Genomic DNA, 22,932 nt, shown 5'->3' on the forward strand with positions numbered 1-22,932 from the left:
TGCCCCCCTATCTTTCAGTTCTTCCTTATTTCAACTATTTCTTAGCCAGGTTGCATAGGTTAGAAAAGAGCTTTCAGTTCTTCCTTATTTCAACGACAGCGTAAAATGGGAAGTTTACGCCTTGACCTCTTTCAGTTCTTCCTTATTTCAACATTCCCGGCTATCTCTGATATTTTTTGGGATAACTTTCAGTTCTTCCTTATTTCAACAGACAAATGCGCTGAGGGCATGGCGACTTGGGAACTTTCAGTTCTTCCTTATTTCAACTCTTCTGCCCGCTCTGCAGGAAAAAAATAAGACCGCTTTCAGTTCTTCCTTATTTCAACAAAATGAGAAATGTAAAATGGGGAGTGGGAAAATCTTTCAGTTCTTCCTTATTTCAACGGGAGGATTATAGTCTATGGTAGGTTAGCATTTACTTTCAGTTCTTCCTTATTTCAACGTATACACACAATTAAGCCAAAAAAAATCAAATATCTTTCAGTTCTTCCTTATTTCAACATTGGTGACGATATTGAAGTAAAATGTGATCCACTTTCAGTTCTTCCTTATTTCAACTTTACAAATTTACAATTTAGGTCAGAAATGTTTACCTTTCAGTTCTTCCTTATTTCAACAAGTTCAACTGCCACGGCACAAATTGTATTGTCGGCTTTCAGTTCTTCCTTATTTCAACACATATTCATCAAATGGCATTAAGATTTTCAATTTACTTTCAGTTCTTCCTTATTTCAACATTTATAGAAGAACTGCCAGAATCCGAAGACGAAACTTTCAGTTCTTCCTTATTTCAACATTCGCAATTTTTACAAAATGACGCATCACCAGTCTTTCAGTTCTTCCTTATTTCAACGAAACTGGAATTCTTGCGACTTTGTAACCTTCATTCTTTCAGTTCTTCCTTATTTCAACTCGTATTCCTTAAAAACGAAATTATACCTCTGATCTTTCAGTTCTTCCTTATTTCAACTTTTTCTCCAGTCCGTGACCCACAATCCTCTTGCCTTTCAGTTCTTCCTTATTTCAACCCAAGGATTTAGGTCTAATGATCTGGGGCGAGTACTTTCAGTTCTTCCTTATTTCAACGGAAGTACAAAAGGCAAAGGTAGTTAAATTATCCTTACTTTCAGTTCTTCCTTATTTCAACTCATTTTCGTAATGATATTTGTTTTGAAGAATCTTCTTTCAGTTCTTCCTTATTTCAACTGTAATAATTGTAAAAACTTGATGGAATATTCAACTTTCAGTTCTTCCTTATTTCAACATACGTGGACGATTATCAAAGAGCCAGGCGGAATCTTTCAGTTCTTCCTTATTTCAACGGATGCAATGAGAAATGTGCCAGGGACTATAACATCTTTCAGTTCTTCCTTATTTCAACTTTACTTCCTCGTAGAACTTCTCCTCATTTTTCTTTCTTTCAGTTCTTCCTTATTTCAACATATTTGATTACTTGTGGATCGATAGCAAGTTAGCTTTCAGTTCTTCCTTATTTCAACTTGTCCAAATGCAATTTTCAATTCCTGTCGATAACTTTCAGTTCTTCCTTATTTCAACTGGTTTTGGTGCGTTTATCAACAAACGATAAATAGCTTTCAGTTCTTCCTTATTTCAACTATCATTATTAACTGTCTTAACAAGTTTATCTACCTTTCAGTTCTTCCTTATTTCAACTGGTGAGAAAAAATGTTGTACCTATTAAATTCTTCTTTCAGTTCTTCCTTATTTCAACCTTACCGATATTAATATCTTATTTTCTCCGGACACTTTCAGTTCTTCCTTATTTCAACAAAATGGCAGAAGGAAACCAAATTAAAACCTTTACTTTCAGTTCTTCCTTATTTCAACATGGCTGTAAAATGGGAATGGTAGCGATTGGCTACTTTCAGTTCTTCCTTATTTCAACAGGTTACTGACTATACCATTGAATACTGGAACGATCTTTCAGTTCTTCCTTATTTCAACAGCAAATTGCTAATGATGGAAGCAATGAGCCCAACTTTCAGTTCTTCCTTATTTCAACCGTGCGTTGATTTTCACGGCTTTTTCACGTTCTTTTTGCGTTCTGTGTAGATTAAACTACTTCATTTTAAGATAAAAACTTTACTTTTCACTAAAATTGATGGAAGGTAGAGTAGAAAAACTCTATCTCTCGATTTTTTGAAAGTAAGTTTTCAACACAAAAGTTTTTAAAGGGTATTTAAACCCCGGTAAAAGACGTAAGCGAATTTACGTAAGAATCTACATGAAAAAATTTCCCAGATTATGAACATTTTCAAATCCCCTTGTTTTTAGAAGAAATTGAAAGAGGGTAAATACTCAAAGTAGATAGAAAAATTCTAGAGAAGGTGAAAGAACGTCCACCATTTTTATCTTCACGCTTAATTGAAAGAATTAAGGGATTTTAGGAATAATCTTAAAGTGTCGCTAACAAATAAATAATTCCTAACTCCCCTACTTTCTAGGTGAAATTGAAAGAAAGTCATTTAGTAAAAAGAGTCAAGGTAGATAGAGAAATTGATGAACTCAAAAATCTACCTGAAAAAATCTCTAAGTAATGCATATTTTTCATTTAATAACAAATTGTTCAATATGCAAGCAGATCTGCTCTAACTAATGCATATTTTTCATTTGGTTATGACGTTGAGAAAATGTCAGCTGACGACTCTAACTAATGCATATTTTTCATTCTTCTAGTTAATTCGTTTTAACGCATATTTTACCCATTCTTCTTGACTACGGAAAGAGTCACTCAGCGGAGGAGACAGGTAGAATAAACTCCGCAGCTAGTACGTCAACATCTTTCTCAACAACACTGTAACCGATATGAATAAACTCCGCAGCTAGTACGAAAGGTTACTAGTCCCCCCCTTTATAGGCAGCAAAAGCTAAGGCCAGAGTTATCGTTTGCCCCTGCGTTACACTGGCGCTTTATAGGCAGCAAAGGCTAAGGCTTAGGCAACGTCGCTTTTTCCTCCTTCACGTCTGTCTTCCCCGAATTTGCTAATCTTTATTTATTTCCTCTCCCATCTTTATTTAATGTTCTCCAGTTATACCCTCACCGTTAAGATGAAATACGAAAGAAATGGGGACAACAAATTCAATAATTTTACTGGAAAAATAAGTAAGATAGTAGTCCTAACCGAGCTCCCAGAACTAGAGGTCTTGTTTAGACCCACAAAGGGGTTTTTTAAGCCAATCCACGTCTCTCCCCCAATCAACAAGGAGGCCGTATACCCTTACTACGAGAGGGGGGTACTGAAAGAGGTTCCACTAGATGGTGAGTACAAGATAAGGGTTGGCTTACCCAACGAGTTGTCCAAAGGGTTTGAGGAAAAGGTAAAGGGCGACTTGGGAGTTAGGACTAGGATAAAGGTCGAGGGAGGGCTATTGGAGTTCGTCATTGAGAGGATAGAAAAGGACACGTTCAACTTTGGGAACAGGGTAAAGCTGTGTTTTTCTCCAACGCTTCTGGCAAACCCCTTCATAACTAATAGGGACTATAGGAAGTTCTTCCCTTCACCTTCTGCAGTCTTTTGGATCCCTTACGCCCTCATGAAGAATAAGAACAACTTAACACCTCAAGAGCTAGCTGAGATAGAGAGTAGGATTACTGAAAGCTGGAAGACTAGGATAAAGACGATCTGGATACCATACGACAATGGGAAGGAGCCAGTGATGATAGGTAAAGTCGAATACAGACTGTTAAAGAACGACGATGAGACTAGAAAATTAGTGGAGACAGCGCTAATCATAGGGGTTGGGTCTTCTAGGGCTAGTGGTTTTGGTCACGTGGAGCTCTGCTAACTGACGAGGTGAAGAAGGGCTAGGTGAATTTACCATCATTGGATTAGCCCTAACCTTGCTGGATACCTATCGTGCATGTCTATCACTTAACAATCGCCGAAAGGTCAATCACGCCAGTCGTGCTATCACTCTTTCCTCATCTTCGCCTACAACTGTGCTATCACTTAACTAACCTTAACGTTCTTGATTATTTCGTAAAGTTCCCTTTTAGATCCCTCTTTTTAAAGAGGTAACTATTACTTTACCGTCCTTAATAACGACATAGTATTCCTAATCACGATCTCTCTCTAGGGCATTAACGAGATCCTTTTGATGCCCTCTTTCATAACCGTGATAGCTTTTCTCAAGATCTCGTTTATTTGCCAAGGAGCAATTTTAGTAAGAACTTCCACTAACGTTTTCCTCTTCCTCTAAGACGTTTAGTTTCGCGTAATCCCCACTGGCAAGTTGTTATGCTGGCGTGAAACGGTGGATTTTCCAAATTTGACCGCCCACTTTCTGGCAAGTTGTTATGTTTACAATTTTTTCACTGCAGGTTTCACGTAATTCCCCACTTTTTAAATAGCTTTATAGTCTCACTTAACTAGGCTTAGGGATAATGGGCTTTTCAATGGCTTCGAATTTGATAAAGGCTGGTTAAGAACTCACTGAACTATAGAGAAGGCTAAATGGAGCTAAGGTAGGTCTCCTAAGGAAGTGGTTAAAAACTCCGATATAGTAATATCAATGGTCATTGACGCTCCAGATGTAGAAGGAACGGAATCGTTGAGAGCAGGTGGCTTATCCTTGTGGACATGAGCACTAACTCTCCGGTATCGAATTCCTAGACGCGCCAGTAAGCTAGAGAGGTGGTAGGGAGAACGTGTTTAAACGAGTCGGGGCGATGGGCAAAACCATAATTTACATAGGCTAATCAAGTCGTAGCTTCGCTAAATCGAGGGCCAATCAAGCCGTGCCAGGCCCTTGTCGCTAAATCGATGGACTTTTACTAGCTAGGTCTTTCGGCATAGACAACGAGAAGTTATTTACTGCGCTGCAAATTGCTTCACGGTTCAATACTATTTGCCTAAAATAATGAAAGGGAACTTCGAACCAGGGTTTAAGGCTGCACACTTAAAGAAATTGAGGTTAAGGGGGATGAAAGGGGATGGATAGCCCAAGACGTTAATGACGCTTCTCCCCAGCTCAAGTATGAGCAACAAGCAATAAGGGACTAGGTGAATGAAAGTCCCTCACTCTTCCAATGCTCTGAGCCACCAGAATCGATGAGCCCCTTGAAGGGAAACCCTTCAGGAGAAAGTCGGGTTCTAGAAATAGCTATCTCTTCCCCTACTGGGCTTAGCGTTGCATTGCAATGGTTTCAATTGGAATGGGATTCAAGGATTAATAAAGGTATACGAAAAAATCAGAGCTTCTCTGCCAAATCATTCATCAATAACAAAGCTTAATTAATATAAGGTATACGAAAAAATGATAGGTAAAGATTAATATTTTTCTCTCTTTCTTTTTCTTTTTCTAATTATGTGTGCGTACCTTAGTCCTCTCCTTCTTCTCTCTCTTTCTTTTTCTTTTTCCCTTTCCTTTCTCTCTTTCTTTTTTATCTATGACCAAGGGCAATTTGAGAGGAATGGGCTTCAAGACCCCTTAAACGCTTTGAATTACTTATTTAAAGGGCACTTAATTTAGAGAATAAGCCAGCCTTTAAATGGAGGACGCCATCGTTTACTGACAGAGGAATGTTTTGAGAACGAGGGAGGGAAAAATTACGCAAGCGGAAGATATCTAAGAACGCCTTACTAGGTAAGCGCGACCAAACTAATAACGTGCGATTGGCGGAGTGCTTTAAATGAGTAATACATGTTTTCATATGTGGCGTTTTAAATAAAGCTCAGAGAGAAGGGGGAATTCCCGATGAGCGAAGGCCACTTGACTCCAGCCACTACGAGGCACGAGGGAATTCCCATAAAGGGTTTTATTACTGGTGCCAGAAGAGGCTTAGGCTTTAACCCTTTCATTACCCCATATAAACACGACCACCAAATAATGATGTACGCTAGGCTAATACAAGGTTACATCGTAACCACTGACAAGGTGTTGGATTTCATCAAACTGTTGTTTAGCATTTCAGTTACATCGTAACCACTGACAAGGACTTCCGCAAGTGCAAGAGGACAATCATACTAAGGGTGGACAAGTACGGGAAGATGTACGTAGAGATGTTGAAGCAATTACACGAGAAATTAGTATCTCCCTAGCTACTTGACTCGGAAAACCTTTCCCTGACGATAACTTGGGTTCTCTGAAGGCCTTACCCTATCCGTAGTGTGAAAAATGATGAAATGCGTAATTAAACGAATTAACAAGTTTACTACTATTAAGGTATCGTTCAGAGCCTCAACTTCTGTGCTAACTCATCAAACTTCTGATACTGGTCAAAGTATCGTTAAGGGATTTTTACAATTTCTCTATCTACTTTGAGTATTTTGTTGTATAATGTGAAGAACTCTTAATCCTCCCATTTCTCTATCTACTTTGAGTATTTATCCCCTTTCAATTCACTCTAGAAATTAGGAGAGTTAGGAATTAACTTCTCACTCTTGAGATTATTCCTAAACTCCTTCCTTTCTTTCAATTAGTATGTTGATAAAAGGCGAATACGTTATTCCCCCCTTGTCTACAATTTCTCTATCTACTTTGAGTATTTACCCTCTTTCAATTTAACCTAGAAAGTAGGGAAGTTTGTAATAATCTCTTTTTTCAGATAATTGTTCATGTAGATTCTTACGTAAATTCACTCACGTCTTTTACCGGGGTTTAAATACACTTTAAAAACTTTTGTGTTGAAAAATTTCTTTCAAAAAATCGAGAGATAAAGTTTTTCTACTTTGCCTTCCCTCAATTTTAGTGAAAAGTAAAGTTTTTATCTTAAAATGACGTAGCTTAATCTACACAGAACGCAAAAAGAACGTGAAAAAGCCGTGAAAATCAACGCACGGTTGAAATAAGGAAGAACTGAAAGTTATCGCTCCGCCGGAAGCCCCTGCACTCCCGCGTTGAAATAAGGAAGAACTGAAAGTCTTGTACGTGAGTCCCATTAAAATGAGAATGAGTTGAAATAAGGAAGAACTGAAAGACAAGCGTATCCGTACGTTGGTCCTCCGTTATATGGTTGAAATAAGGAAGAACTGAAAGTGACATATAATGCAAACGAAATTAGAGCGAAAATAGTTGAAATAAGGAAGAACTGAAAGCCTCAGTAAGTTTGTTATCGGGCGTGCCATTACTGTTGAAATAAGGAAGAACTGAAAGCAAAGGCAAAGGAAATAAACATAGAGCAAGCGAAGTTGAAATAAGGAAGAACTGAAAGCAAAGTGCCGAGAATGCAAGATCGTCAACGCCGAAGTTGAAATAAGGAAGAACTGAAAGAGATGAGGGCTCAGTTCATAAAACGTTTGATAAGGTTGAAATAAGGAAGAACTGAAAGCGTTATCATTCTATTATGCTCAGTAAAGAAAAAGTTGAAATAAGGAAGAACTGAAAGGGCACTGTTTGGCGAGTCTAGCAATAAAGACTTTAGTTGAAATAAGGAAGAACTGAAAGTTCTTCTAATCTAAACGTATGCAAACCAAACCAAAGTTGAAATAAGGAAGAACTGAAAGGTTCTCCTACAACGGACCTATCTCTAACGTTAGCGTTGAAATAAGGAAGAACTGAAAGCTGCTACCTCTTCGTCATAATCATCTGCTTGATAGTTGAAATAAGGAAGAACTGAAAGCTGTTGTCCAAAATCAAGACTATCTGTGATCTTGCCTGTTGAAATAAGGAAGAACTGAAAGCTGAAAATAGCAAAAATCGTTGCAGATAGTTATGAAGTTGAAATAAGGAAGAACTGAAAGTAAACAGCGTCAAGATAGTAAAACAGAGATTCGCGTTGAAATAAGGAAGAACTGAAAGACTTGATCAGAACACAAAAATATTCGAATTCTAAGTTGAAATAAGGAAGAACTGAAAGGCGATAAATAAAGAAAAAGGAATAATACTGGATAGTTGAAATAAGGAAGAACTGAAAGACCTATGTATCGGAACCGTTCATAGAACAAGGGCGTTGAAATAAGGAAGAACTGAAAGTAAAGTATAAATTGCCACTCCAATATCTCTGTTGAAATAAGGAAGAACTGAAAGATATTTCTTTGCCTGCGCAAACTGTTTAACCAAGTGTTGAAATAAGGAAGAACTGAAAGTTTGTTTTATTTATTGAAGGTCTCATTACTCTTCGTTGAAATAAGGAAGAACTGAAAGAGTGCCAGGCTCAAGGACTCAAGCAACGCTTATAGTTGAAATAAGGAAGAACTGAAAGACGCCACTAGGTCTTATATAAACGTCAAAATCAGTTGAAATAAGGAAGAACTGAAAGACAACCGCTAAAAATCCATCTAGTGCTATTTCTTGTTGAAATAAGGAAGAACTGAAAGTAAAAATAGATGAAAATGGAGAAATAAAAACAAGTTGAAATAAGGAAGAACTGAAAGAAATATAAACCATAAATCGTCAACAATTAAGCTAGTTGAAATAAGGAAGAACTGAAAGCCAGAGTAAGAATGTGCTATGTCGCAAAATTATCCGTTGAAATAAGGAAGAACTGAAAGTAAAATGGGAGGAAATAGAGGAAGTTGAGTATAGAGTTGAAATAAGGAAGAACTGAAAGCTAAAGAAAGATGAAGGTAATCAAACATAAATCAGTTGAAATAAGGAAGAACTGAAAGATTCTCGGTCCATTCCTCTGAGGAACGACGTCGGGTTGAAATAAGGAAGAACTGAAAGAAAAAGCCGTTATTTGGTTTGTGGGGGCTATCTTGTTGAAATAAGGAAGAACTGAAAGACAGGATTGGTATTGGGCACACAGGGGGCTCTATACTTGTTGAAATAAGGAAGAACTGAAAGTATCTTCCCTCTTCGCATCTCTCCATGAACATTTGTTGAAATAAGGAAGAACTGAAAGCGCAGAGTTCTACTTGCCAGACGACGTGGCATTAGTTGAAATAAGGAAGAACTGAAAGCTTGAAGGTCTAACATTTACATATGTTGCAGATGAGTTGAAATAAGGAAGAACTGAAAGGAAATTACAAAGAAATGGACATTTTTAGCAATATCGTTGAAATAAGGAAGAACTGAAAGCGCCTTCCTGTCTGCCTCTTACGACAACATATCCGTTGAAATAAGGAAGAACTGAAAGTAGCCTGATTGAATTTGGCGAATCTAATAGTAGGCTTGTTGAAATAAGGAAGAACTGAAAGTTCAGATCTCTTTTGTCAAGAGCATTATCGAATTTGTTGAAATAAGGAAGAACTGAAAGTCATACTCGGAATAGTGAGACTCTGTTTCTTTAAGTTGAAATAAGGAAGAACTGAAAGCATTAGGGTTTAAAATATGTTAGACAAATATTTTCAGTTGAAATAAGGAAGAACTGAAAGAGGTCATCAACTACGCATCAACGAACATATTAGCCCCTTACCAGTTGAAATAAGGAAGAACTGAAAGGGCAGAATTTGTGGCAGAAGCAATAAGGGAAAAAGTTGAAATAAGGAAGAACTGAAAGATTCAGTATCACAAAGAATCAAAAATTATTTTTTAGTTGAAATAAGGAAGAACTGAAAGCTCTGATAATGTATCAATTGCTATGTTTGAATTTCTGTTGAAATAAGGAAGAACTGAAAGCAATTCCTGATATAAACAAAGTGGCAGAGATAACAAGTTGAAATAAGGAAGAACTGAAAGGTGTGGTATGAGCAAACATTCACTGAAGATGAGAGTTGAAATAAGGAAGAACTGAAAGGAAACGATCTTAAACAACTCATCCAAATTATCTTGTTGAAATAAGGAAGAACTGAAAGCGAATGAAACCGCAAATTAATTCATTTTTTCTCAGTTGAAATAAGGAAGAACTGAAAGACACACGCCAATATATCATCCACCCGACGAAGTGGGTTGAAATAAGGAAGAACTGAAAGCTTTCAGCGATTACGGGAACAACAGTCGTCCCATTGTTGAAATAAGGAAGAACTGAAAGCTGATAGTCCTTTGTCGTAACAATAGTCACTATAGTTGAAATAAGGAAGAACTGAAAGTTCTACTATTACATGGATCTTATCGACAACCTCACGTTAAAATAAGGAAGAACTGAAAGCTATTCCTTCTGGTTCACCATATGGTGTACGTCTGTTGAAATAAGGAAGAACTGAAAGACAATTGCACGAATAAAATATTTTAAATTCGGTAGTTGAAATAAGGAAGAACTGAAAGCTTCTTCACTCATTTTTCTCGCCAAGAATAATTGTTGAAATAAGGAAGAACTGAAAGCTTTTTGTCTGTTCCGACGGTATATATTTGTAGAGTTGAAATAAGGAAGAACTGAAAGGAACCTGCCGACAGACCAGACATCTTAGGGAAATGTTGAAATAAGGAAGAACTGAAAGTCCAGGAGAGACTGCCTAGTGAGGAGGAGGTCAGGTTGAAATAAGGAAGAACTGAAAGAGCGCACAAACTCGCTTTGTGATATGCCTAATTGGTTGAAATAAGGAAGAACTGAAAGTCGTAACCGTATATCCTTCCTACGAAATATAACAGTTGAAATAAGGAAGAACTGAAAGTCATACTTCTCATAAGGAATGTTGAAATCCTTGAGTTGAAATAAGGAAGAACTGAAAGTTGGTAGGGGTGGGAGAAGATGACTAACGAAGAAAGTTGAAATAAGGAAGAACTGAAAGAGGTTATTGTTCCTGGTGTGTTTAAATAGCATGTGTTGAAATAAGGAAGAACTGAAAGGCAAAATATGAAGGGGAATTTATAAACGCATATAGTTGAAATAAGGAAGAACTGAAAGAACTATCCTTACATCCTCTAATACCTCACCGCCGTTGAAATAAGGAAGAACTGAAAGTTTCTTAGGTAGGTAATCTTTGCAATTCCGAAATCAGTTGAAATAAGGAAGAACTGAAAGCTACAAAAGATTTTTAGAGAGTTTCGAATAATGCGTGTTGAAATAAGGAAGAACTGAAAGCTCAATATTGTGTAGTAGAATAAATTATAATTGGTTGAAATAAAGAAGAACTGAAAGCTTTGTCTGATATGAAGAAATTTTGGAGTTTTTGTGTTGAAATAAGGAAAAACTGAAAGGTCACCTTAACCAAACTCTCTGTATTTCTTTAACTCGGTCAAAATCCTTATCTTCACTTATTATTTTACTAATTGAGTTATTTAACATTACGGCGACGTGAAATGAGTCAGAAGGCTTTAGGTCGTATTTTAACATTATGTCCTTTGCCTTCTCATAATCTTCCTTTCTTATAGGAAGGATAAGGGAGTTAGGTAAGACAATCTCGTCTAGAAAGCTTATCGTATCGTTAAAGTTCACGTTATACTTCTTCTTTGAAATATAAATCACCTCATCTATAACTAATGGGTCTAAAGCTAGTCGATCTTCTTGTAATATTTTAATATAAAAATTTTCCACTTCCTTAACACCCAAATTCAAATATATGAGAAAGTTTGCGTCAAGAAAAATCATCGAATTCCTCCTCAAGGCTTGAATGAGCCAAGTCTCCTAATTTAGCGCTTTTCGCATAAGATGATATTTTAGCGTAATGCCCCTCGAGTCTTTTTAAAATCTCGTTTATGTCAACATTTCTCTCAGGCTCAAGGACGATTTTTCCGTCACGTATGCTAAGAATGAGCTTATCACCTTCCTTTATGCCTAAGAGGTCCCTGATATCCTTAGGAATAATTATGTAACCTTTCTTTCCAACTTCCACCCTCAGAGTCAAACCAACTTCCCTATGGTTAAACTAGCTAAACCAATATTTAAATATTTATAGCAACATCCCATGCAAAAAAGGCTAGACTAAGGAAGCCTACCTTTGACAGACTGTTCTTCTCATATTGATCGTGGGTGTCGGATCAGCTTGATGCAATTCCACACTAAACTTATAAGGATTGAAGAATAGAACTTTTTATGGAGAGATCACTAGTACTCCTAATACTTTCGTTTTCCATCTTCTTCCCAATACTTTCACTTAATACCACGAGCTCTATATATCCTTGCCACATACTCAATTTACCGCCTTGCACTTACAAGTCAGCGATGGTCTCTTCGTAGTCTACTACTCTTCAGCCCCTATATACTTCGTAGTAAATAATTTGGAAGGAATAACATTGTTCTCCATACAATCATCTTCCTACTATGGCTTTGCCACCGGGAGAGTACAAAGTCCTCTTCATAAATAACGTCTCAAAGACTTGCGTCACGATCCAGATTTACATTGGAGATGGTAGGCCTTATCCAACTGGCATAGCTGACTATGGTATACAAGTAGTGAACGGAGTGGTTAAACCTTACGTTGAAAAGTTCGACGAAGTGGTAGCTCAGATCTACTCAATCTCGGCCTACAACGCCTCGTTAAATAATTATGGCGCGTCCCAGTCCTCCAAGTTAATACTTTGTACGGCAGTCAAGAATATTGGTTACAGAACGTCATCAACTTCATGACAAATACTAGTGAGTACAGGTTTGTCGATAACATTTGGAACTTTACGTCTTGTTATAGCGAGTTGAACTCTAGCTCTATCATAGGAAAAGGGGGTGTAAGCTGGTTCATTGAAGGGTTAGGAATAAACGACTACTACAGTTATGCAACAGAATGGTTTAATATGTCTTATCCCTTAAACGTCGCTTTATTTATAAGAGTGTCCACTGTTCCACAAGGCGTGGAAGTGCTCTTTGGCTACATCAACTCTACCTCGTGCGTTATTTACGATAATGTAACTATCAAGGTGCCTTGCGTGACCTCAGCTTACCTCCTAGTTAGCGGTTATAACACTACTGGCAGTGGGAATGCATATGACACTGAGTTCGTGTTTGGTGGCGAAAAGTGTGTAACTTCATTCAACTCGCTCAACGCAATAATCTACATGTTTTACGTTAATGGTAAAGACATATTTACTCCCAAAACCTTATTCCCCTTTGGCATAGACACTGCCGAAGCCTCTAACAACTTGTTCACAGTCCCCTACAATGGGGCTTATAAAGTAGAGGTAGGGGAATGCAATGAGGTCGTTTTGACAAATTCCGGCTCCCCCATAGTTGTAAAAGTTAACGGGTCTAGGGCTAGGGCAAACTGCTAGGGTAGAACTAGACATCAGCGGGGGTACACCACCTTACTTTGTAGAGATAGGGAACGAGAAATACCTAGACCTTTTCTTGGGGAAGACGTATTACTGCGTAAAACCCAACATAACCGGTGAAATAACTTACCCAATCAAAGTAGAGGACGTATGTGGCAATGTCATTGACTTAGTATATTCACTAAAGGTCAACCCAGACCCAGTAGTTATCATAACCCCCTCTAGGAACGCTACTGACGTGGGGATTCCAATATCCTTTAACGCAACAGTAATTGGCGGTACAAAACCTTATATTAAAGTCTGGTACGTCAACGGTACCCCTGTTTCTAATGAGGATGTGTTATACTACAACTTCACCTCGCCCGGAGTCTACAACGTAACCTTAAAGGTCGTTGACTCGGTAAACTTCACTGCAGTAAATTCAGTGACAATCAAGGTAAATGATTACCCAACACTAAATGTGAGCTATAACTTACACTACGACTTTTTAGTATACGCCTCATCTGTAAACTTATCTAGTAAAGTATTTGGGGGCACACCGCCTTACACCTACACAGTTTACGTCAATGGGCGCGAGTATTACGTTGGTAACAATCTCTCGATAAACGTACCAATCGATGCTGGCAAAAATAACATCACCGTAGTCGTTAAGGACTCTCTAGGTCTAACCAAGGCAGAGACTATATTAGTGTATGGCGGTTTTAACTGGTTTCTTATCTTGGTTATCATAACTTTAATCGTTGTTATAACTATAATACTAATGAAAAGGAGACGTTAGCTATTGTTTTTCCCTTGGCTTATTGAAGGACTAACGACTTGGGGAATTACCCTAAGGAAGTACAATGAAAGAGTGAGTACTTAAAAAAGGGGTGACGCTAAGGTAGCTGAGGAGTTCAACCTCGAAGAATAAGGCAGGCAGTATACTCACCTCCTATCTCCCAGAACTTGCTGCTTCACTAAGCTCACAATAAGCGACAATGGAGAATGCTGGAAGAAAAACTACTTAAAATTGACTAAAAAACCTCTTTAAGGAAGAGTTGAAATAAGATATTAGCTTTCAGTATTTCAACTGATAGACAAGAACTTGCTGACCTAAGCTTTGACCTTTCAGTTCTTCCTTATGATTATGGGCAGGAAAACAAGGTCCTTAGTCTTGTGTAGTTAGTGGGTTGTCGTGATTGATTATACTCTCTTGACCCACAGATTGTACTCTAATGTTAGAAAAATTATGCAGAGTAATCTGGTATTACTCTTGCTACCACAGTTGCGGTCTCCACTATTTTGTTTCTCTCTAGTTATAAAATTACTAACTCTTACCTTGTAAAAGATCCTTTATAGGTGAAGGACAACATACACATGAGCTCTCCCGTGCATCATATAAAGGCTAAGCAGTATTTGTCACTATTCTTAACCCCTATCCCCCTCCCAGTGTTTATGATGTAATCTGAAAGCTTCTCGTCCCTCACTACTAAAAAGAGTTGTTTACCGATGCTGACCGGGTTACCGTTCTCGTCCTCAAACTTACAGCCCAACAGCTCAAGGAAAGTTGACGACACGATTTTGTTTGCCAGCCCCTCAAGCTTCTTTTGGTCACAGTTAGCAACTACAGCAGACCTTCCAACGCCCTTGAGTTCGAATATGTTATTTTCGACCTCAAAGGAGAAGTTCCTCATGATGGTGCCCAAGTCAGCTTCACTACTTATACTCCCTAACTTGTACTTCACTTGTGGACCAGTGAATCTAAAATAGTAAAGCAGGGAGAGTGAGGAGATGTCGCCTATGTACGGGATTCCTTTATTCCAGCTTTCCATATTCATTTGGTGCCCAGTCAACCTTTCGTATACCGCTATCGCAGAGTTTATTAGGAGGAACTCCCTAAAACTCTGGTCTCCATAGTCTATTTCATTGATCGACGGGTAAGTCTTAATTATCCACTCAACGAACTCCTCGTAGGTCATCCCATCTTTCAAGCCATTCCCCACCTTCGGTAGGACTAGGTCTATCTTACACTCCTCCATCTTCCTCCCCACTCTGCCTATAGCTTGAATTACAGCCTCTGAAAAGAACCTGGCAATTAACCCGTAGGAAACGTTAGGATAATCTACGCCTTGAGTTATTGCAGAACTGCCTACTACAAAAACATCATCTTCCCCGCAGTACTCACCCTTTATCGAAGTCTTACAAACTACGCGTATTCCAAACCTATCGTGTAATGCCTTAGCTATTTCCAAGGCTTGAGAAACCTTGTCCACTACTATAATCCCCCTCTGCTTCTTCTCCTTAAGTTCATTATAAACATTGTCCAGGAGGCCTTTGTGGATGAGATCTGGTATTTCATCACCAGCATTAACGAAGCGAGAGAGCTTCGTTTTCCCTTTGCTATCTACGAATATTAACCTAACCTTCGCCCTCCCCCTCACTAACACATTCCCTTTCCTCGCGTTTATCCTCTTAAAATGAAAGTTGCCCCCATATTCCACCTTAAGCCCATCCTCTATCTTCTTTATCTTTTCTTCAGAAGGTGTAGCAGAGGACAAAATTAGGGAAAAGTCGTGGTCGTGTATCCTCTTTATTATTTTCAGCGTTATTATCAAGGAAGAGAGCTGGTAATTATCGTAGAGGTGGAACTCGTCTACAAATATCATGTCACCTTTAAAAAGGTTGAGGAAGAGGCCCAGCCTTTTTATTATTTCCTTCCTCTTTATATCAACGTTTAGCAGTTCGTCAACCTCAGGATTGCCGTAAATTACTGCTAGGGCTGTGTGGGAAGGATAAGTAAGCATTTGATTATAAATGTGAAAAGAGTCAGGGGTCGTGAAAACTATTTTCCTGTCAACTTTCCTGTCTTCCAATACGTTAAGCTTAACTTCCTTCCCTTTAGCTAGAGTTGCACTGAACTTGATTAAGGCCAACTTCTCTCCTCCTGCCCTGACTATTTTAATAAACTCGTCCTGGTACTCAACGTCTTTAAATAGAGAAGAAACGCTTCTGTATTGATCTTCCAAGAGTTCAAGGACTGGATATAAACCCACGGAGTGTTTAGAGAGTAACAAGGAGAAAGTCTTCCCGGAGCCGGTAGGAGTTTGTAGCACTACTTTCTCCTTCCCCTCTATAGAATCTTTTACCTCTTCCTGGAATTTCCTCAATTTGAAGCCGAGGTATTCGCTCGAACCTCCTTCCACAGTAACCTTATCAACGTTAATTGTTAAAAAATCCATGAATAATTAATGGTAGCCTTAGGTTAAAAAACGTTATTGTTATAAATATCTCATCAAATTCATCATTATATTTTGTTAAATCACTATTTAAATAAATGAGTAAAACTTTCATAACGTGGGATTGTTAAAAAATGATAATATTTTTAATAGGAGATAACGTCAATCTGATGTTGATCTTGAATGTGTTTCAAATAATTTTTAAATCATTGAACACACTCATAGAAGCTGATAGCAACTCTTATTCAGACAATATTCGCTCTAAAGGTCTATATTAAATTCTTGTTCTTTGTAATAATTCGCCCGGAATCCCGCCGATAGACCTCTTGTATTCTTTTGTAATAATTCGTCAGTCGCTCTAAAGGCTTAAATCCATAACGTCTTTCGTAGTTTAGGATTGACGACCTTCTTAAGCCCCGACACAAGTTTTGAAAAACTCCTTTACCTTCCTCAATAAACTCTTTGTCTATGATGACGTAATAGAGTATTTCTTCGTCCAATCGTAGTACTATAGCCCCAGTCCATTCCTTTCTATAAAATACGTTTCGAACGTTCTTCTTTCGTTAAATAATGAAAATTTAAAATATCAACCTTGCATTTCCTTCTACTCCTTGTTTTTACCATTTAACCGCATAATCTTATCCTAGCTGGCATTGCGTGACACTATTAGAAAGCCCGCAAATTTGCATATTCACACTTTCACCGTGATGACTTTCTAATCGTCATTAAACGTAATATTGTAAGACAAGATCACACGTGCACGAAGTTCATAAAATCTTTCTCTGAAGTCTCCAACGAGGTTTACTGCTTATACCTAGTGTTTTACACGTAACATCGTTTACATGGCATTCTTTTACGTCCTTTCCATCATCTAAAGTCATTTCTCCACTTTCAGTTCTTCCTTATTTCAACTTCGCTCTTTTCCACGCTTTTTTACGTGGTTTTAGCTTTCAGTTCTTCCTTATTTCAACAAGCTCTTCTAAGCAAAAGTGCCCGGCATCCAAGCCTTTCAGTTCTTCCTTATTTCAACCAACCGTGGGAATACGTCTATAAATTACTACTGCCTTTCAGTTCTTCCTTATTTCAACCGGCTTGAGACAAACTGGGCACCATGGAATTCCGCTTTCAGTTCTTCCTTATTTCAACCTTCTTTTCCTTCTGGATCACTACGTTCTCGTTATCTTTCAGTTCTTCCTTATTTCAACGTAAAGCTATCATCGGAAAAGATCATAAACACATACCTTTCAGTTCTTCCTTATTTCAACTCTCAAACGTATACACAAAGGGTTTCCCTACTGCCCTTTCAGTTCTTCCTTATTTCAACAGAGTAGTGACCTTCAAGTTGGAGGAATATCTACTCTTTCAGTTCTTCCTTATTTCAACACTGTTACCATGTGCAGTATTGTTGCACCAACCTGACTTTCAGTTCTTCCTTATTTCAACAAATCAAATAGTCCCAAGGTAAAATACTTGTAACCTTTCAGTTCTTCCTTATTTCAACAAGTTTCAAATTTTAAAGAATGCATTTCATTTTTCTTTCAGTTCTTCCTTATTTCAACGCCCCTGGAGATGAAGGTATCGCAATAGTTCTAACTTTCAGTTCTTCCTTATTTCAACCCTATGCCACACCCTTCCATGAACCCGCTCTTGTCTTTCAGTTCTTCCTTATTTCAACGTGCCGGTAACTGATGGGCTAGAGCCTGTGGTTACTTTCAGTTCTTCCTTATTTCAACTGGGAAAAATGATATATAAGCTTTTTTGTAATACTCTACTTTCAGTTCTTCCTTATTTCAACTTTAACGGATGTGCCGACAGTTAGAGACATATACGGCTTTCAGTTCTTCCTTATTTCAACGTAGTCTACAAGATGGATGATGATAACGAAATTATGCTTTCAGTTCTTCCTTATTTCAACCGGTATACAACACAAGTGTGTTGGCAAAGGCAGTGCTTTCAGTTCTTCCTTATTTCAACAATTGTCTGTGAACTTAGTTATTGCCCCAATTTGCTTTCAGTTCTTCCTTATTTCAACGTGTGTATCTTCTTACACATCCGCCTGTGCGAAAAGCTTTCAGTTCTTCCTTATTTCAACTTCCTCAAGTCTTGTTTGTGATGTTACGTAGTCTGCTTTCAGTTCTTCCTTATTTCAACCTGATGCATATAAGGAATACTTGATGCGCAATAACTTTCAGTTCTTCCTTATTTCAACGAGAGTCTTGTCGGGATCGACTTATTCGACTCAAACTTTCAGTTCTTCCTTATTTCAACAAGAGGAGTTGTTTATAGAAAATGGCTAAGGTATGGCTTTCAGTTCTTCCTTATTTCAACAGGAGGGTATGGTGAGATTTGTTGGTGTTACAAACTTTCAGTTCTTCCTTATTTCAACGACAATAATTTTGTTTTCATATTCTTTTGTTTTTTTCTTTCAGTTCTTCCTTATTTCAACGCCCTAGTTCTGTATTTGAACATGATAGAGAAAGACTTTCAGTTCTTCCTTATTTCAACTAAGCCTTGAAGAAGGAGGCCGTGGCTATGCGCACCTTTCAGTTCTTCCTTATTTCAACTTGTTTTAGAAGATCTTGGACATACGGATGTTGTCTTTCAGTTCTTCCTTATTTCAACAAGAAGTAATGGTCAGATTCGAAAAAGAGTTAATCTTTCAGTTCTTCCTTATTTCAACGACAAGAAGGTGCCGTATCCAACTTTCGATTTAGTCTTTCAGTTCTTCCTTATTTCAACAGAAATTCTCTATAAGTCTGTTTATATTTTGAATCTTTCAGTTCTTCCTTATTTCAACCATAATTGATAGCGGAGTCGCACTTGATGTGGCACTTTCAGTTCTTCCTTATTTCAACCCTTCTTCTTCTTTTCAGATCTAGCTAAGTAATCTCTTTCAGTTCTTCCTTATTTCAACTCACCAGATGACCTGGCGCTCTTTTTGAGGGAGAACTTTCAGTTCTTCCTTATTTCAACGGGATTCGTAAATTGCAACTTGTTGCTTTAAAAGCTTTCAGTTCTTCCTTATTTCAACAGATCATGTTTAATCTTCAACAAATCGTAGCAAGCTTTCAGTTCTTCCTTATTTCAACCCGATTATCAGCTACGTTAATTGGATAACAACATCCTTTCAGTTCTTCCTTATTTCAACTGGCGTGGCGCATGCGAAAGGAATCGTGGAGATTGCTTTCAGTTCTTCCTTATTTCAACAATTCAGTGCGCCTAAAATTAAGGGCATTTTAGCTTTCAGTTCTTCCTTATTTCAACATCGTAAATGAGGTAAAGTTCTTCAGCTTTTTTTCCTTTCAGTTCTTCCTTATTTCAACTACTAGGGGCAACATTAGTGCTGTTAAAAATAATACTTTCAGTTCTTCCTTATTTCAACTTGAGATAAGCAGAAAAGAGGCAATCGATGTGGCTACTTTCAGTTCTTCCTTATTTCAACTATGCCCTCAGCCTATTTCTTAGCGCCACGTCGTCCTTTCAGTTCTTCCTTATTTCAACCCTGGCGGGGGACTTGGCGGGGTGTGAAGCGTTGGCTTTCAGTTCTTCCTTATTTCAACAAAACTCTTAAATGAAGCGTCAAAAAATCCAACAGCTTTCAGTTCTTCCTTATTTCAACTCGCATTGTTTATACAGACTATTTGCCCGCTCAGATGCTTTCAGTTCTTCCTTATTTCAACTTTAAAGAACTACAAAAATTCCCGCCAGAAATCTTCTTTCAGTTCTTCCTTATTTCAACAGAAGAAGCTAAGGGAATTGTATAACATTATTTTCTTTCAGTTCTTCCTTATTTCAACGCATATTTTCACAAACATTATTGGTTAATTGCTAACTTTCAGTTCTTCCTTATTTCAACTGCCGAATGGGAATCTTTGTCTTTCCAACAACAACTTTCAGTTCTTCCTTATTTCAACTGTCATCTGGAAGCTCATTCGCTCACCCGTTAATACTTTCAGTTCTTCCTTATTTCAACACAAATATACGCCTTTCTCTAGTAAAATTGGGTCACTTTCAGTTCTTCCTTATTTCAACAACATTCCCCAAAGATTATGTGAGAATAGGAACACTTTCAGTTCTTCCTTATTTCAACCTGGGCGTTTACTATTGGGACGGTAAGCCTGAAACTTTCAGTTCTTCCTTATTTCAACCTATGATAGAAATCACAGATTTTCCACTGCCAGTCTTTCAGTTCTTCCTTATTTCAACTTATTAATTTTTTGCATTTCTCCAGCAAAATATGACTTTCAGTTCTTCCTTATTTCAACTGAACCCCTTCAAGTGGGGGCGATAATTCTTTTTCGCTTTCAGTTCTTCCTTATTTCAACGTGTGGCAGTTCGTTTGCCATGCACCACCTATCTGCTTTCAGTTCTTCCTTATTTCAACGATCTAAATGCTCTACTAATTCGTGAAATTCTTGCTTTCAGTTCTTCCTTATTTCAACAGATACCAATCACGGTAATAACGTGTTTGAATGTCTTTCAGTTCTTCCTTATTTCAACGAATTGAGAAAAGAAATAGACGAAGCATGCGAGACTTTCAGTTCTTCCTTATTTCAACTTGAATTCATCTAGAGATGCCACGATAAATTATTCTTTCAGTTCTTCCTTATTTCAACTGTACAACAGAATGGCATTTATGATGACTTCAAGCTTTCAGTTCTTCCTTATTTCAACATAATATGGTGATAAGAAAAATGGTTCAATTGAACTTTCAGTTCTTCCTTATTTCAACCAGAGACTGTTGTCATTCCGCCGTAAATCATTGACTTTCAGTTCTTCCTTATTTCAACTCCATTTCTCATTGCGTATGGCTTTCGAATCCGGCTTTCAGTTCTTCCTTATTTCAACACGATTGGGCTGACGAAATTAGACCATTTTGCAGCTTTCAGTTCTTCCTTATTTCAACTAGATGGGGGCTTCAAGATTGCTAACGAATATAGCTTTCAGTTCTTCCTTATTTCAACATAAATATAGGCAAATTGAATTAAGGCAAGTTAGCTTTCAGTTCTTCCTTATTTCAACATAAATTGTCTTGGCGGGATCTTGTATATCTTCCCTTTCAGTTCTTCCTTATTTCAACCGAAATAATAAGAGAAAACAGCGTAAGGATCAGGCTTTCAGTTCTTCCTTATTTCAACCGTGCGTCGATTTTCACGTTCTTTTTGCGTTCTGTGTAGATTAAACTACTTCATTTTAAGATAAAAACTTTACTTTTCACTAAAATTGATGGAAGGTAGAGTAGAAAAAGTTTATCTCTCGATTTTTTGAAAGAAATTTTTCAACACAAAAGTTTTTAAAGGGTATTTAAACCCCGGTAAAAGACGTGAGTGGATTTACGTAAGAATCTACATGAAAAAATTTCCCAGATTACGAATATTTTCAAATCCCCTTGTTTTTAGAAGAAATTGAAAGAGGGTAAATACTCAAAGTAGATAGAAAAATTCTAGAGAAGGTGAAAGAACGTCCACCATTTTTATCTTCACGCTTAATTGAAAGAATTAAGGGATTTTAGGAATAATCTTAAAGTGTCGCTAACAAACAAATAATTCCTAACTCCCCTACTTTCTAGGTGAAATTGAAAGAAAGTCATTTAGTAAAAAGAGTCAAGGTAGATAGAGAAATTGATGAACTCAAAAATCTACCTGAAAAAATCTCTAAGTAATGCATATTTTTCATAAAATCCTCCTGATTCTTCAATGCCAATACTTGAGTCTAAGTAATGCATATTTTTCATTCTTCTGAATAGCCCAGATAATTTAGCGCAACGAGTCTAAGTAATGCATATTTTTCATTCTTCTAGTTAATTCGTTTTAAAACATGTTTTACCCATTCTTCTTGACTACGGAAAGAGTCACTCAGCGGAGGAGACAGGTAGAATAAACTCCGCAGCTAGTACGAAAGGCTACTAGTCCTCCCTTAAGGCTAAGGCTTAGGCAACTCGCTTTTTCTCCTTCACGTCTGTCTCCTGTTATTATTTAATGTTCACCAGTTACACCCTAACAGTTAAGATGAAATACGAAACAATAATAATTGCCCTTCTAACCGAGAAATAGGAGGTTGTTATTATGCATCAAGACTAGGCGTAACAAAGTTCTTAGAATCTAGAAGAAAACGTAACAACACAAAGAAACTAAAACAGCGATAATTTGATTGGCTTGCTTTTGATAAGTATGTAACAACACAAAGAAACTAAAACACAAGAAATGGGCGGGCGAAAGATGGGTTTTACTGTTTGTAACAACACAAAGAAACTAAAACATGAGTAAGCTTTAAATAAGTAGTACGCATAAATAGTAACAACACAAAGAAACTAAAACAAGTGATAAGCAATGATTTATGACATTCTTCTGTTTATGGGAATGCAATTTGACGATCTTTTTAGCACACTACTAGGGTTCAAAACAAAGAAAGTGAAGGAGCTCAACCCGCTACTCCCTAACGATCCGCTTTTACTGTCTCAGGTCAAAATAGGTATCGCGTTTCTAGTTCTCCTTATAATTCTACTGACAATTTGCCCATTCTCCAAGTCTTTCGCGCAGGATCTTTTCATGTTCGATTCGATATTGGAGGCTATTGTGACACTCAATAATACTTTAGTTATAGCGAAAGTGAAACACAATCTTTAGGAGTAACAACACAAAGAAACTAAAACAGCGTTTTACAAAGTTTATGTGAAAGGGATAACACTGTTAAGCCATAACATTATCAAATAAGCTAAAACATAAACGCTTCT

At 37.5% G+C, this 22,932-nt stretch carries 8 protein-coding genes and 3 CRISPR repeat arrays (1 of these 11 cut by a window edge); of the genes, 5 read left to right on the plus strand and 3 right to left on the minus strand.

Features of this window, described 5'->3' with window-relative positions:
- A CRISPR array of direct repeats spans nucleotides 1–2,023; the repeat unit is 24 nt; unit sequence CTTTCAGTTCTTCCTTATTTCAAC; it begins 1,164 nt to the left of the window's first position.
- Between the two features lie 1,016 nt (nucleotides 2,024–3,039).
- Nucleotides 3,040–3,807, plus strand: a complete 768-nt coding sequence (cas6, locus tag D1867_RS12100) for a CRISPR system precrRNA processing endoribonuclease RAMP protein Cas6 (protein ID WP_155864338.1) — start codon at nucleotides 3,040–3,042, stop codon at nucleotides 3,805–3,807.
- 1,911 nt (nucleotides 3,808–5,718) lie between these two features.
- Entirely contained in the window at nucleotides 5,719–5,946 is a 228-nt protein-coding gene (locus tag D1867_RS12105; RefSeq protein ID WP_155864339.1) for a hypothetical protein, read from the plus strand.
- Nucleotides 5,947–6,802: 856 nt separating this feature from the next.
- A CRISPR array of direct repeats spans nucleotides 6,803–10,980; the repeat unit is 24 nt; unit sequence GTTGAAATAAGGAAGAACTGAAAG.
- A gap of 1 nt (nucleotide 10,981) precedes the next feature.
- Here the strand turns inward: D1867_RS12105 and D1867_RS12110 are convergent.
- Together D1867_RS12110 and D1867_RS12115 are read right to left on the minus strand one after the other, a co-directional pair.
- Nucleotides 10,982–11,371, minus strand: a complete 390-nt coding sequence (locus D1867_RS12110; RefSeq protein ID WP_155864340.1) for a type II toxin-antitoxin system VapC family toxin — start codon at nucleotides 11,369–11,371, stop codon at nucleotides 10,982–10,984.
- Nucleotides 11,358–11,627, minus strand: coding sequence for an AbrB/MazE/SpoVT family DNA-binding domain-containing protein (locus tag D1867_RS12115; RefSeq protein ID WP_155864341.1), 270 nt, complete (start codon nucleotides 11,625–11,627; stop codon nucleotides 11,358–11,360). Before D1867_RS12115 ends, D1867_RS12110 begins: the two co-directional genes overlap by 14 nt.
- A 416-nt stretch (nucleotides 11,628–12,043) precedes the next feature.
- On the opposite strand from D1867_RS12115, the gene D1867_RS12660 reads away from it, so the two are divergent.
- The 3 genes from D1867_RS12660 (at nucleotide 12,044) to D1867_RS12130 (ending at nucleotide 13,762) form a co-directional block, all read left to right on the plus strand.
- Complete coding sequence (locus tag D1867_RS12660; RefSeq protein ID WP_155864342.1) at nucleotides 12,044–12,349, plus strand: thermopsin family protease; 306 nt, start codon at nucleotides 12,044–12,046, stop codon at nucleotides 12,347–12,349.
- A complete protein-coding gene (locus D1867_RS12125) occupies nucleotides 12,301–12,984 on the plus strand; it encodes a thermopsin family protease (protein WP_155864343.1) in 684 nt (227 codons plus the stop codon). Before D1867_RS12660 ends, D1867_RS12125 begins: the two co-directional genes overlap by 49 nt.
- A gap of 76 nt (nucleotides 12,985–13,060) precedes the next feature.
- The gene (locus D1867_RS12130) at nucleotides 13,061–13,762 is read left to right on the plus strand and encodes a PKD domain-containing protein (protein ID WP_155864344.1); all 702 of its coding nucleotides are present in this window, start codon (nucleotides 13,061–13,063) and stop codon (nucleotides 13,760–13,762) included.
- 595 nt (nucleotides 13,763–14,357) lie between these two features.
- Here D1867_RS12130 and D1867_RS12135 read toward each other — a convergent pair.
- On the minus strand, nucleotides 14,358–16,202 hold the full coding sequence (locus D1867_RS12135) for a DEAD/DEAH box helicase (protein ID WP_155864345.1): 1,845 nt from the start codon (nucleotides 16,200–16,202) through the stop codon (nucleotides 14,358–14,360).
- Between the two features lie 885 nt (nucleotides 16,203–17,087).
- Nucleotides 17,088–21,337: a CRISPR direct-repeat array (repeat unit 24 nt; unit sequence CTTTCAGTTCTTCCTTATTTCAAC).
- Nucleotides 21,338–22,932: the final 1,595 nt, after the last annotated feature.

It is taken from the genome of Acidianus infernus, assembly GCF_009729545.1.
In the GTDB taxonomy this organism is placed as follows: Archaea; Thermoproteota; Thermoprotei_A; order Sulfolobales; family Sulfolobaceae; genus Acidianus; species Acidianus infernus.